Source organism: Xanthomonas campestris pv. campestris str. ATCC 33913 (genome assembly GCF_000007145.1).
Classification (GTDB): domain Bacteria; phylum Pseudomonadota; class Gammaproteobacteria; order Xanthomonadales; family Xanthomonadaceae; genus Xanthomonas; species Xanthomonas campestris.
In genome coordinates this window covers 1861608-1874958 of sequence record NC_003902.1, presented here as the reverse complement: position 1 = coordinate 1874958, position 13351 = coordinate 1861608, and the positions used below count along the sequence as shown (strand labels likewise).

Genomic DNA, 13351 nt, shown 5'->3' with positions numbered 1-13351 from the left:
GAACACCCGTTGGTGTCCGGTGCGGCAATATCCCTTATTCCTAATCCTAGGCTTGGACTATCTCATTGCCTGAGATTCGGCCAAGCATCGGTCATCACAGGCTCAACTATCTCCGTTATTCGCCGGAGTGCTTGCCTGCAAGATCCTTGAGTCGCTCCAAGGCCTCCTTCTGCTTCGCGACGGGCAACCGCGACACAATCAAGATGATGTCGGCCAGCACGTCTGACGTTGCGTGGAAATAGGCCACAGGCAGCTTCAACGCCTTCGCTAGTGCCTCAGCCGTCGCAGGGTCCGGGTCATGTTGCCCCGTCTCGTAGCGGCTCACGCGCGTGGCTCCCGACACCGAGTCCACCATCCCAATGCGCTCCGCCAGCTCGGCTTGTGTCCAGCCCATGGCCATCCGCGCATGGCGCAGACGCGTGCCATAGACCGTGGCCGGTGTCTTAGGTTTGGGCATCGAGAAGATTGCACGAAAGCTGAATTTCCTCAGTGTGCCGCTTGGAAGCGGGCGACTCATCTGCGATTATCGTAAATGCTGCCAGACCGGCGGTCTACAGGGGCTTTTCGTATGAAGCACACAGGACAAGGAGCGTTCGCTGCGCTCTTGGCGTTGACGCTCATCTCGCCGTTCACTGCCCACGCTCAAGACGTGCCGGAACAAAAGACCGGCTTCTTTCGTCAGCTCGGCAAGGGCTTGGCCGACACGGGCAAGCAGATGGTCGGCCTCAAGCCGAACGCCGGCACCAAGGCCGGCAGCCAGGGAACTGGCTCGATCTACGCGCCCACCAGCGGCGCCGGAAGGCTGCCCAACCTCTTCAAGACTGACAACCACCAGCAGGCCCAGCTCGGGAAGTTGGACTGGCCCCGAGTCGCGTTGACCTTTACCGAGTGGGGTGCATCCCTGCCCTGCTGGACGGCTGAAGCGCGCATCTGGACCAGCCCGAACGTGTCGAGCGTCGAGACCTTCCGGACCTGCTTCGATGCCGCCGTAACGGAGACCGATGACCTGGGTGAGACGGCCGAGCTCAACACGTCGGCTCTTTGGAAAGGCCGGGATGTCCTCAACGGCATTCGCGTGCCGCCCAGCAAGCCCAACACGGGCGCTCAGCGGTCTACGGGCCCCAACCCGCCGGCTCAGCCGTTCGTGGTCAATGTGAGCCGGCCTGGCGTCGCTGACCGGGCCGTGGACGTGTCGCTGCGCATCGCTTGGGTAGCCGGCTTTATCCAGATCGCCGACCTGCACCCAGGACCCAGCGGCTTGCTGACGCCCTTCAAGGACACACGGATGTGGATAGCGGGGTTCAAGCCCGACGGGAACCGCGACAAGTAACCCGGCCTCCTACTTCCCAATCCCTCTCGCTCTCAAAGGACAGACATGAAACACGCAAGGATCGGCCTGGTCGCGTTGACCATGGCCCTGGGCCTGACCGCCTGCGGCGGCAAGCCTTCGTCTGACAATGCCAAAGAGGCCTTTGTCCGGTTGCTTCAAGACAGCGGCGCCGGCCAAGTCACCGACGTTCAGAATTTCGAGCTCACCGGCTGCGTTGAGGCGGAGGGCGTCGACGGCTATCGCTGCGACACGAGGGGCAAGGTGGCGATCGACATCGGAGGCCGGCAAGTGCCCATCCCCGTGAGCAAGAACCTGCGCTACGCCAAGAGCGACGGCACCTGGAGGGCCTACGCCAAATGAAAACCCAACCCGATTCGATGGTGGGAACTTCAGCCGGCGCTGTGGGCGGCTTCCGCGAAGACGTCGTCATGCGCGCTGCCCCTAAAAAGGTGACCACCCCGCACAACCGATTCTTCTGGTGGTTCTCGCTCAGCCTGCTCTTCTTGGGCCCATTCGGCTTTATCGTTGGGCCGCTCATGGCTCGGCGAGGTTTGCGAAAAGCAGAGCGCCTCTACGCTTTCGAGGCTCACATGGCCCGCCAGCGCGATCGTGGCTTCAGCTGGTGGCAGTGGTGGGTGATGACCCCGCTGACCGTGATGGGGGCTTTCTGGGGCAGCTCGGTGCTCAGCGGACTCCCCATGGTGCTGCTGGTGTTGTGGCTTCAGCTGACCCGCTGATCCCAATGGGGCATCTGCATCAAGAAAGCGCGGCACTCCGGGCTTTCTTTTTGCTCCATGGATTGCCGGTATTGCGTCGCTGTTGAGGCCGCCGCTCCTCAAGAAGCTATCCCCAATTAGCCGGACAATCCTCCTTTCGCTCCAGCGTTGGCCCCATGTCACATTCGTGCGAGGATGCGATCCACGCTCTGTCGCTCAGACTGGCAGGACGTAATTAATAGCCAAGGAATGGGGGACCGATGACGGGGTCGACTGCAGGGACGAACACTGCGTTTGGCGCTGGCGACTCAGCGCTGGGATACCTCTATCAGATCCGCATGGCGCTTCTGACCGCCTTGCGCCGCATCAACCCCGCAGACGACGACGATTTCTCGATCTTCTTGGAGACGCTGGACGACGTCGTCTTTGAAAAGACCGGGACGCCTCTTGAGCTTTTTCAGCTCAAGCACCACTCCAACGCGCAAGCGAATCTTACCGATGCCTCTCCGGACATCTGGAAGTCGCTGCGCGTATGGATCGAAGGGAGGAAGTCTGGGACCGTCACGCCACTTGATCGCTTGGTGCTCATCACTACACAAATGGTGGGCAAGGGTTCGATTGCCAGCAAGCTTCTAGCAATGAATCGCGATGAGGATGCTGCGCTCACGGCCCTGCGAAACGTTGCACAAACATCGGTAAACGTTGAAAACGCCGCCGCTTACACCGCTTTCAAAGCATTGAGTTCAGAAGAACAAAAGGCTCTCGTTGCCTCCGTCGTCATTGCGCCCAATCAACCCAACATTGAACAGGTGGGTGAGGACATTCGACACGAGGTCCGCTTCACTGTTCGACGGGATCATGTGGAGTCTTTCGTCAGTCGCTTGGAGGGATGGTGGTTCACTCAATGCTTGAGGCACTTGGTTGGGAAATCCAAAGAGCCGTTGCGCTGCTCTGCCCTGCAGGCGCAGATGGACGACCTTCGTCACCAACTGGTCAGCGCTCTACCCGTCGATGACGACATATTTGAGCATGAGGTAGAGATTTCCAGCTACGAGAGCGAGTTGTTTGTGCACCAAGCAAGGTTGACAGGGGCTCACCACTCGCGTGTTCTTGCTGCGGTCAGAGACTACTACCGGGCCTTTGAGCAGCGGTCTCGCTGGGTGCGGGAGCACTTGATACTGGTGGGTGACTTAGAAAAATACGAGCGCACGCTCCACGAAGAATGGGAAATTTCGTTTGCCCAGGCACTGGACGATCTTGGCCCTGGGGCAGCAGAGGAAGAGCAACAAAAAATGGCACGCGCGGTTTTCAAGTGGGTGGAATCCGCGTGCCTTCCTATCCGGAAGAACGTCGACCACCCCAGCATCTGTCGCGGATCCTTGCACATGATGGCCAATGAGTTGCGCATTGGCTGGCACCCAGAATTTGAAGCCAGACTCCGACACCTCCTCGCAATTCCAGGAGTCGCGGCATGACCGTCCACCGTGAACCGAGGCTCATTGAGCCTCTATGGCGTCGTCAGCCGCAGGAACAAGTCCGCCTACTCAACCCTGCGTTCTTGGGAGCATTGATCTACAGTGCCGCAAAAGGATACGAAGAAGAAAGCGACGGCAGCGGTCTCCCCTATGCATTGGCATTTGTTGCTTTGCCGACGGTCTTACAAAAAGTGACGCGTGAAGCCCTTCCCCGAGCCATCAGCACTAGCTTGGCAGCTTGGCTGAGCGTCCATCCATCTGCCTTGGTTGGATTTGCCGATCGGGCTAAGGCCATCGCTCCACTTGTCCGGCAGTCAATTGCGGTCGCAGCGTCGAGCAGAATGATTTCTATGGATGGGCATAGGCTTGTTCCAGAATTAAATGTGCGCAAGATCAACAAGTATTATCGCGACTTCGCCACACCTGAAGTGGCCGACTGCATACAGAAAGCCCACTTCACTGGTCGCTGGTTCGCGGCCGCTGGCGATTACACCACCGTTATGGCCCTGTGGGGCGTGCGACCATGAGCATCCAGATCCTCGACATCGTTATCTACCATGCAGGCCGAAAACCTCGAATCATTTCGCTGAAGCCAGGTCAGGTGAACATTATCACCGGCGAGTCCGGCACAGGAAAATCGTCGCTAATCACCATCGTCGATTATTGTTTGGGCAGCGGGACGTGCGAAATACCCCACGGCATAATGGCCAAAACCATCCACTGGTATGGTCTTCGACTGACCGATGGCACGGAGGAACACTTCGTGGCACGTCGTGCGCCTGACAAGGGGAAAACGACAACCGGGGACGCCTATTACATTACCGGCAGCATCCTCGCAGTTCCCAGCTATGAACAACTGTCGGTTACGACCAACATCGACGCTGTCATGGCACGTATCGAGCTGGCAACTGGAATCGGCTCCCATCGACACGTGCCGCCGGAGGGCCATACTAGGGCCCCACTGTCGGCCAGCATCCGACATGCTTTGGCCTACGTTTTCCAGAAGCAAACGGAAATTTCCCAACCTGGGTTTCTGTTCCACGGGCAAGGCGATCACTTCGTCGCTCAGGGGATCAAGGACACGTTTTCCTATTTTATTGGTGCGATGGACCACGACCACGTGGAGCTATCGGCCAAACTTCGCTCCCTGCGCCGTGAGCTTCGACTAAGGGAGTCCGAACTTTCCCGATCGCTGTCGCTGAGCAGCGAGGCTCGAATCGACGGTCTGGTAGCTGAAGCCAAGTCGGCCGGACTTATTGACGCGGACTCTTCAGGGGCAAGCTATCAGGACATGCTGGAATCCTTGCGCGTCGCTTCCACTGCGCCGTTTGAAGACCAGCTCGCACGCGCGGAGACCGAGGTTGACCAACTGGCCTTAAGTCAGCTCACTGCAACGAGATCCGAGTTGCGTGTCCGCCTTCATCTGGTCAACGATGAGTTGCAGTCAATGTCGGGCCTGCGCACGGACGGCAGCAATTTCGCCAAAGAATCTGCGGAACAGGTATCTCGACTGGAGAGCATCATTCTCATCGATGAGGACGAGCATACCTGTCCGCTTTGCAGCCATGCCCTGACGGAGACAGTCCCATCTGCCAAGGACCTGCGCGCAGAACTCGTGTCATTGAGGACACAGCTCCAGAACGTCCGTCGACACACCCCGGGTCTGGACACGTTGATTTCGGAGAAAGGCAAGGAACTCGATGGCATCAAGGAATCTCTAAAAAGCAACTGGGCTGCGCTTGAAGCCGTGCGCGCCTCCGACTCCCGGCTTCAGTCGATGCGGGAGGTCACCTCTCGCCGTGCACATGTGTTGGGTAGGATCAGCCTCACATTGGAATCGCTCCCGACCGCTAAAGACAACGAACAGCTCCGCCAGACTATCGAGGCTCTCTCTGGGCAGATTAGTGAACTGGAGTTGCAGCTCAGCGACGAAAGCGTTCGCGAGCGTATCGCCTCGGCCATGAGCCGGGTGGCAGCGCTGATGACCCGCTGGGCGACGTTCTTAGAACTGGAGCACGCCGGAATCCCCTTCCGGCTTGAGCCGAAGAAGCTCATCGTCGTCGCCGACACGGAAGACGGTGCCGTGCCCATGAGCCGAATGGGTAGCGGTGAGACTTGGCTCGGCTGCCATCTTATCGCCTTCCTTGCCTTACACGAATTTTTCGTTCGCAGGGAACGTCCTGTGCCGCGGTTCCTGATCCTAGACCAGCCGTCACAGGTCTACTTCCCGGCGGAAAAAGGTCGTGATGTCAACCAAGTGGGCGAGGAGGATGAGGATCGCCTGGCCGTGATTCGCATCTTCCGGCTGATTGTTAACGTCGTCCAGGACCTGTCTCCACGCATGCAGGTCATCATCACGGAACACGCAGACATTCAGGAGCCGTGGTATCAGGATCTAGTCGTGGAGCGCTGGCGAAACGGGAAGGCGCTAGTGCCAATGGACTGGGCTGATGATTCCGTGACCGCCCCGCCTGAGTCCGAAGTGTAGCGGCGCGGCACCTGGGCCAGCTGTCCGGCAAAAGGAGCCCCCTCATTGCCGCTAGTCCGCATGCCCGTGACGCCTCGGCACCGGCTCTTCTGGTGGTCATCGGGCGCCCCGCTCTTTTTTGGACGTTTCGGATTTGTCATCGGGCCGGTCCAGTCTGACGGCGCCAGCTTGAGAGCTCTCTCACATTATTTTTGGACGCGGACGTGGGCATGTCACGAGAGACCTGTGTCACCACGAGCCGCCCAGTATTAAATTAATTAAGCAGTTGCAGCCCTGCGCGCGCCTGCCCTCTTTGCAGCAACCTTCTTTACAGCTTTCTTGGCAACTCTTTTAACAGCCTTTTTTGCCGTTGCCTTTTTTACCGCCGCCCTCTTTGCGCCGCCAAATACGGAAGCCGTATAGCCACCGGTATAATGTAAAATTTTAGTCGCGGACTGACCAGACTTCTTTGAAGTAGCCACTTGCTTAGTTAGCTTTGCGAGCACTTTAGCAGCGTTAGAATCCTTAACTATATCCAATACCTCAGCATACTTCCTCGGGCTAGAAGCATCCGTCTGTGCTGCCGCCAGTATTCCCATCTCAATATACTGGCGCAGCAAATCGTTCTTGCTTGTTCTAGACGAGAATGCCTCCTGCTTAAGCCAATCATCCAAAGCAGGGTTAATGTATATCGTACGCAGCACCATATTTTTATCTACCACTGATCCACTACTTGACATATACCACCCCATTGAAAGACCCATACATATGTATACGCTTCAACTACAGCTCTGTCAAATGACCCTCTAAGATCCTATGGGCTAGGCCTCCAAGTGACATCAAGCTCTGAAATCCAGGTCCGATAGTGCTCGCAAGCATTGGAGCGTAGAGAGGGGGCAACTTCCAGTCAGGACCGTCAAGCATAAGACTAGGGAGTATTGAAGCCTGCAGGAGCTTTTTTAATTCATTACCGTTAGCGGCACGAATCTCATCGTCCTCTATTAAATCCAGCCACCAAACGCCATTGAAGCCGACGGCATCAAATACTATGTTTGCTGGAACATCAATGGGCGGGCCGTCCGACCTTGCGACATTTACGAACAAAGAACCATCTCGCTCAAGAACCTCCTCAGCCTTGCCGAATACAAATTTCACCCCGCGCGCTACAGACACCTGGTCCATCACTGTTGACCAAACCACTCCTCGATTAAGTCGGTCGGCAAATTCGATTTGCGATTCACGCGGCAGAGATGCCCAGGAGTCCTCATCATTGAATAGCCTATTCTCGAATACGCTATCACCTCTTGTGTAGAAAGCAGGCTGCTGCGAAATTATGATTATTTCTCGATCCTTACAACCATTACGCACAAGCCAAGCGAGAATAGCTGCCGCAGTTCCACCCGCTCCTAATATGGCGATCTTTCCTTCCATGTCTTGACCCGGCCGAGTCTCCTCCAGCGCCGACCTAACTTCATCCAGTGCCATCCACATCTTCTCACCATCAAACACACGCGCCACTCCGCCAGGCGCCTTCACCCGGTTAGCAGGACCGGGACCTGTAACAACGATGCTATCGTAACTATTTTTACTGAGGCGATTTGTAGATCCTGCCCTGCACCTCACCCGCCACCTTCCTTTTACCGGCTGAAGTCCAATAACCTCCTTTAAGATAAGGTTTGCGTCCGACTTGTTTATCGCCCAGGTTAGATATTCGGCAAAAAGTGCGTGAGATGGTGGCCGCCTACCTCCATCTACCCACTCCACAAAAGCTTTATCCGCTCTGGAAATCAGATAGCTCGACCAGGAATAATTTTCATGAATGGATACACCAATCTTCTGGCGAGCCCGAGTATACGGGTAGCCCAAATCTCGTTCGATTGGTGTACACAGAGGCTGCTCCCCATCGGTATACCCATGGAGCCCATTCCAACTTGATCCCACCTGAAATTTTTCATATATATCAACACTCACCTCGTGAAATTGTTTTGATTCATTTAGCGCTGTAGCTCTGACAGCTATTGCGGCGGCTTTCGCGCCCGCCCCAATGATCGCGATCTTTTTCCCGCTCAAAATTACCCCCCCTCTCTTGATATTGGCAAACATCTCAATGAATTTGAGAATAAAAATTTATTCCACCAACAACTAGCAAAATCCAGTTATTGGAAGAAGGACAAGCGAGAAATTCCAGGCGAGTGCGGCCCGAGACCTCTGAGCTTTTCAACTACTGTAAAATCCCTGCCGTAGGTTGAGTGATGCTCGTCGTCCAGCTCATGGCCGACTATTTGAGCCCTTAGCTCTGACACCACGCCAGCGCCCTGCAGCTCTTGGATTAAGGTCTTCCTGAGCGAGTGGAAGCCACGCTTTGCCGGCTCCCAGTTTTTGCCAACCTCGGCCAAGTGCCTGCTAAACGCCTTAGTGATCCAGTTGCCCTGCCCGTTTACCGCCGTTGCTTTAGCCGCCGGGAATAGCCTCGTTTCACCGACCTTGCGCTTGCCACCAACCCACTCAAGGAAGCCCATCTTGAGGAGCTCGGGGTGGAGCGGCACCGTCCGAAGGCTGACCTCGGTTTTGACCTTCTGGTGCTCGCCCTCGTCAGAGATACGAATGCACGGGATGCCGTCTTCTTCGAACACGTCCTTGACCAGAAGCTGCCCCACTTCGGATGCCCTGGCACCTGTGTAGAGCCCAAGGAACGAGGCCCAGCGAGCCGACTCTGATAGCTTGGCCAGCGCCTCAGGCGCGAACAGCGCCTGGATCTGGGCACGGTCATACGCTTTAAATCCCAGCTTCTTCCGGGCCCGCTTCTCGCGCTGGGAGTAGCTCACGTGGCCGCTCGCCGGGTTATCGCCCTTCGGGTAATGGCCCGACGCCATGGCCCATTCGAAAAAGCCTCCCCGCCCACCGATATACGACTGCTTGTTCGTGAGGGTCGGGGTCGAAGCGCCCTTCTCGCGCATGTCTTGATACCACCGTGCCAAATCCGACCGGGTGATGGCATGGACCTTCATTGTCGGTCCCAGAAACGACACCAACGCCTCAATGGCGGTTTTCTTGATGGTGTAGGTCTTGGGCAGCGTCGAGCCCTTGAGTGTCGCCAGAAAGGCGTCACGGGCTTTGCCCAGCGTCATCGTCTCGATGGCCGGCGCAGATGACTGCCTACTTGGGCCAGCGTGCGTTGAGCCAAACATGGTTGGCACGGCAACCGGGTGGGCCCGAGCCTGCAAGGCCGCACCGGCCATCGCTTCCAACTCCATGAGCTGCCGATACAGCTTCAAGTCCTTCGGGCTGTCGATCTGCCACTGCTCCGTCACCGTGCCATCCGGCTGGCGGGTGCGGTTGAGCGTCAGGTCCTGAAGATTTTCTGCGCTCGTCAGACGCGCAATCAGGAGGTCAGCGTCCGTCTTGCTCAGCTTGTCCACGCGTTGATCCGTCAACTGTGCGAAGAGCCGAGCATAGCCCGCCCCAAGCACGACTGCACGCACATGCGCCTGCGCCAAGTCCTTCGTTTGCAGGGTGCGTTTGATAAGCCGGCAGCCCATCACGGTTTGCAAATCGACGGGCACACGTTGGACGAACGACCAGCGGCCGGTCGGAGAACGGCTCAAATGATGAGGGATGCGCATGCGAGTGTTTCCTCTGCATGCTTCCTGCCTCCAATCAACCTACCCAAGAAATTAATGAGTGAAATCAATAATTTAGGAGTGACTGGCGGAGAGAGTGGGATTCGAACCCACGGAAGGTTTGACCCTTCGCCGGTTTTCAAGACCGGTGCCTTAAACCGCTCGGCCATCTCTCCGATGCTGCTGGTGCGTGCGTCAACGACCTTGGTCGCTCGCACGAACGCCACCATGCAGTGCAGGTGGCGCTGAGGGTGACCGCCAAACTGCTTGGGGCTGCCACCGCCGGGATCACTCCCGGGCGCGCATTCTCGCATGCCCGGGCCGGTTTGCCCACGCGTCGGCGTTGGCTCAGCCGGCTTCGGCCACCACCAGGCGCGGGGCCGCTGCGGCGGTGGCGCGCTTGAGCTTTTCCGCCAGTTCGGCGCAGTTGCCGCCGCAATCCAGGCGCGAGCGCTCGATTTCCTGCGGCAGGTGTTCGGCCAGGAAGTCGATGAACACACGCACGGCCGGCAGCAGGCCGCGGCGCGAGGCGAACACGGCGTGGCAGATGCCTTGCGGCAGCGACCAATGCGGCAGCACCACTTCCAGTTCGCCATTGCGCACCGCTTCGGCGCACACCGTCTCCGGCAGCATGGTAATGCCGAAACCGTCGCGCGCCATCGATTGCAGCAGCGGGAAGTCAAAGCCGGCCAGCCGCGGCTGCAGGTCCACGCGGCGCATCTCGCCGTTGGGGCCGTGCAGTTCCCAGCGCTGGTGCGCTTCGTCCTCGCTGGTGCTCATGGTGGTGTGGTTGGCCAGCTCGCCCGGGTCCTTCGGACGTCCGGCGCGGTCCAGGTACTTGGGGCTGGCCACCAGCAACTCCTGCACCTGGCCAAAGCTGCGCATCACCAGGCTGCCGTCGTCATCCAGCCGCGAACGCACGCGCAAGGCGACGTCGTAGCCCTCGTTGATGACATCGACGCGGCGATTGCTGATGTTGAGCTGCAGCCGCACCTTCGGGTATTTACCGAGGAATTGCGGCAGCAGTTTCGGTAACTGGATCTGTGCCAGCGACACCGGCACGCTAACGCGCACCAGGCCGCGTGGCTCGGCGCTGAGGCGGTCCACTACCTCGCGCGCGGCTTGCGCTTCGGCCAGCATGGTTTGCGCATGCCGGTGCACGCTGGTGCCGACGTCGGTCACCGCGAAACGGCGCGTGGAGCGCTGCAACAGGCGCACGCCCAGGTCGGTTTCGAGTTGGCTGATGCGGCGGCTCAGACGCGATTTGGGAATCCCCAGCGCGCGCTCGGCAGCCGCAAAGCCGCCGTGGTCCACCACCATCGCGAAGTAGTACAGGTCATTCAGGTCGTGCATGGCGCAGGTATCCATGGATAGAACGATGCGCGATATTTAACCACCTTTATCCCAATCGAGCAACGAACGTGTCCGGCGTCACGCCTTGCGCCGCCCGCCTCAAATGCCAACGGGGCCGTCACCGGCCCCGTTGGGTTACGAACACTTTTGGGTCACTGCGTCGAACGTCGTTGCTCATGCATCGCTAGCGCCCGCTTGGGCCGGCCGAACGCTGCGGCAGCCGCGTGACTACCAGCTATCTAATGCCCTCACGACTCCGCAGCCACACGGCTGCGCAGCAGTCCAATGACGCTCAGCCAATCCGCTCCAGCCCGCCCATGTACGGGCGCAGTGCGTCCGGCACGTCAATCGAGCCATCGGCGTTCTGGTAGTTCTCCATCACTGCGATCATTGCGCGGCCCACGGCGGTGCCGGAGCCGTTGAGCGTGTGCAGCAGCTCCGGCTTGCCGCTGGCCGGATTGCGCCAGCGTGCCTGCATGCGCCGCGCCTGGAAATCACCACAGTTGGAGCACGAAGAGATCTCGCGATAAGTCGCCTGCGAGGGCAGCCACACTTCCAGGTCGTAGGTCTTGATCGCCGAAAACCCCATGTCGCCGGTGCACAGCAGCACCTTGCGATACGGCAGGCCCAGTTTTTCCAGCACCACTTCGGCGCAGCGCGTCATGCGCTGGTGCTCGGCCTCGCTGTCTTCCGGGCTGCACGCGGTGACCAGTTCCACTTTCTCGAACTGGTGCTGGCGGATCATGCCGCGGGTGTCGCGGCCACCGCTGCCCGCTTCGGCGCGGAAGCACATCGAATGGGCGGTCATGCGCAGCGGCAGGCGCTCGGCGTCGACGATGGCATCGCGCACGATATTGGTCAGCGGCACTTCGGATGTGGGAATCAGATAACGCTTCGAATCGCCCACTTCGGTCTGGAACAGGTCGTCTTCGAACTTCGGCAACTGGCCGGTGCCGCGCATCGAATCGGCGTTGACCAGCAGCGGCACGTTGGTTTCTTCGTAGCCATGCTCGCCCACATGCAGGTCAAGCATGAATTGCGCCAGCGCACGGTGCAGGCGGGCGATCGGGCCACGCAGCACGGTGAAACGCGCGCCGGACAACTTGGCTGCGGTTTCGCCGTCCAGCCAGCCGTGCGGCGCGCCGAGTTCGACATGATCCTTGACCGCAAAATCGAACTGCCGCGGCGTGCCCCAGCGCGCCTGCTCGACGTTCTCGCTCTCGTCCTTGCCCGCGGGCACATTGGCGGCCGGCAAGTTGGGAATGCCCAGTGCAATGCCTTCCAGCTGCGCGCGGATGACATCCAGTGCGTCTTCCGATGCCTTGAGCTCATCGCCAAAGCCGGCCACTTCGGCCATCAACGCCGCCACGTCTTCGCCCTTGGCCTTGGCCTGGCCGATCGCCTTGGACTTGGAATTGCGTAGGCTCTGCAGCTCCTGCGTGCGCACCTGGATCCGCTTGCGCTCGCTCTCCAGCGACTCCAGTTCCGCAGTGTTCAAGTCGAAGCCGCGCGTGCTGCGCAGGCGCTCGGCAAGGTCGGCGGGATGTTGGCGAAGCAGGGCCGGATCTAGCATCGGAGGATCGTTTTTGGTGGGAGCCGGGGATTATCGCCTGTTCCGACAGTCGCTGCGATCGATTCACCGATGCTATGCCAGAATCGGCCTGATCCTTCAGGTGAGCCCTATGCCCGCGCCCCGCCCTGCGTCCGATCGCCACATCGTTCTGCGTCTGCCCCGCCACACCCTGAAAATTGCCGGTATCGCGTTCGTCGCGGGCCTGCTGCTGTTCCTGCTGGTCTGGGCCACCGGGCGCAAGGACTTCTACAAGGCCTCGCCCGCACAACCAACCGCTGGCGCACCCGCCGACACCATCCAGCCGCTGCCGGCGCCGTTACCGGCGCAGGATGGCTCCATCGAGATGCCGCAGGCCAAGCCGCCCGAAGACGCGCCCGCTCTGGTGGAAACCGCCCCGCCTGCGCCGCCCGCACCGGCCCCGCTTCCCGAAGACGCAGTACCCGGTGCACCTGGCGCCCCGACCAGCGCCGCGCCCGTTGCAGGCGGTGATCGGCCGGTGCCGATGCAGGGCCAGATGCCGCCGCCACGCTATCCCGCAGCGGCGCTGCGCCGTGGCGATGCGGGCGATGTGGTGGTGCGCGTTGACGTGGATGCCGCCGGCAACCCTGGCGGCGTGGCGCTGGTGCAGCGCAGTGGCTCGCGCGATCTGGACCGCGCCGCGATGGAGGCGGTGCGTCGCTGGCGCTTCCACCCGGCCCAGCGCGGCGGCCAGCCGGTGGCTGGCAGTATCGATATCCCGTTCGAGTTCAAGCCCGCTCAGTAAGCTGAACCTCGCCCGGTCGCCGACCGGGATGTGAAGGCGTCGCCTTAGCTGCGC

General features: G+C 59.6%; 13 protein-coding genes and 1 tRNA gene. 7 read left to right on the top strand and 7 right to left on the bottom strand.

Annotation, left to right across the window (positions count from 1 at the left end; translation table 11 throughout):
- Nucleotides 1–115: 115 nt before the first annotated feature.
- On the bottom strand, nucleotides 116–517 hold the full coding sequence (locus XCC_RS08380; RefSeq protein ID WP_228442197.1) for a helix-turn-helix domain-containing protein: 402 nt from the start codon (nucleotides 515–517) through the stop codon (nucleotides 116–118).
- A 51-nt stretch (nucleotides 518–568) separates the two neighbouring features.
- On the opposite strand from XCC_RS08380, the gene XCC_RS08375 reads away from it, so the two are divergent.
- The 6 genes from XCC_RS08375 to XCC_RS08350 all read left to right on the top strand — a co-directional run bounded on the left by XCC_RS08375 (nucleotide 569) and on the right by XCC_RS08350 (nucleotide 6009).
- A complete protein-coding gene (locus XCC_RS08375; protein WP_019237765.1) occupies nucleotides 569–1330 on the top strand; it encodes a hypothetical protein in 762 nt (253 codons plus the stop codon).
- A gap of 45 nt (nucleotides 1331–1375) precedes the next feature.
- On the top strand, nucleotides 1376–1690 hold the full coding sequence (locus XCC_RS08370) for a hypothetical protein (protein ID WP_011036783.1): 315 nt from the start codon (nucleotides 1376–1378) through the stop codon (nucleotides 1688–1690).
- Nucleotides 1687–2067: a hypothetical protein gene (locus XCC_RS08365; RefSeq protein WP_029628985.1), complete on the top strand. Its 381-nt coding sequence runs from the start codon at nucleotides 1687–1689 to the stop codon at nucleotides 2065–2067. Before XCC_RS08370 ends, XCC_RS08365 begins: the two co-directional genes overlap by 4 nt.
- A 317-nt stretch (nucleotides 2068–2384) precedes the next feature.
- Entirely contained in the window at nucleotides 2385–3521 is a 1137-nt protein-coding gene (locus tag XCC_RS08360; protein ID WP_228442195.1) for an ABC-three component system protein, read from the top strand.
- Nucleotides 3518–4048, top strand: coding sequence for a three component ABC system middle component (locus XCC_RS08355; RefSeq protein ID WP_138922050.1), 531 nt, complete (start codon nucleotides 3518–3520; stop codon nucleotides 4046–4048). The genes XCC_RS08360 and XCC_RS08355 overlap by 4 nt, the downstream gene beginning before the upstream one ends.
- The gene (locus XCC_RS08350) at nucleotides 4045–6009 is read left to right on the top strand and encodes a DUF3732 domain-containing protein (RefSeq protein ID WP_194734323.1); all 1965 of its coding nucleotides are present in this window, start codon (nucleotides 4045–4047) and stop codon (nucleotides 6007–6009) included. Before XCC_RS08355 ends, XCC_RS08350 begins: the two co-directional genes overlap by 4 nt.
- 257 nt (nucleotides 6010–6266) lie before the next feature.
- Here the strand turns inward: XCC_RS08350 and XCC_RS08345 are convergent, their stop codons facing one another.
- From XCC_RS08345 to serS, 6 genes are all read right to left on the bottom strand, one after another.
- Complete coding sequence (locus XCC_RS08345; RefSeq protein WP_138922051.1) at nucleotides 6267–6710, bottom strand: hypothetical protein; 444 nt, start codon at nucleotides 6708–6710, stop codon at nucleotides 6267–6269.
- 61 nt (nucleotides 6711–6771) lie between these two features.
- Nucleotides 6772–8091, bottom strand: a complete 1320-nt coding sequence (locus XCC_RS08340; RefSeq protein ID WP_228422600.1) for a SidA/IucD/PvdA family monooxygenase — start codon at nucleotides 8089–8091, stop codon at nucleotides 6772–6774.
- A 53-nt stretch (nucleotides 8092–8144) separates the two neighbouring features.
- Nucleotides 8145–9611 carry a site-specific integrase gene (locus XCC_RS08335; RefSeq protein WP_019237801.1) on the bottom strand — a complete coding sequence of 489 codons (1467 nt, stop codon included), beginning with the start codon at nucleotides 9609–9611 and terminating at the stop codon, nucleotides 8145–8147.
- Between the two features lie 83 nt (nucleotides 9612–9694).
- A tRNA-Ser gene (locus XCC_RS08330) sits at nucleotides 9695–9784 on the bottom strand.
- Nucleotides 9785–9956: 172 nt separating this feature from the next.
- Nucleotides 9957–10976: a LysR family transcriptional regulator gene (locus XCC_RS08325; RefSeq protein WP_011036777.1), complete on the bottom strand. Its 1020-nt coding sequence runs from the start codon at nucleotides 10974–10976 to the stop codon at nucleotides 9957–9959.
- Nucleotides 10977–11253: 277 nt separating this feature from the next.
- On the bottom strand, nucleotides 11254–12534 hold the full coding sequence (gene serS, locus XCC_RS08320) for a serine--tRNA ligase (protein ID WP_011036776.1): 1281 nt from the start codon (nucleotides 12532–12534) through the stop codon (nucleotides 11254–11256).
- A gap of 109 nt (nucleotides 12535–12643) precedes the next feature.
- On the opposite strand from serS, the gene XCC_RS08315 reads away from it, so the two are divergent.
- The gene (locus tag XCC_RS08315; RefSeq protein ID WP_012438644.1) at nucleotides 12644–13297 is read left to right on the top strand and encodes an energy transducer TonB; all 654 of its coding nucleotides are present in this window, start codon (nucleotides 12644–12646) and stop codon (nucleotides 13295–13297) included.
- Nucleotides 13298–13351 lie beyond the last annotated feature (54 nt).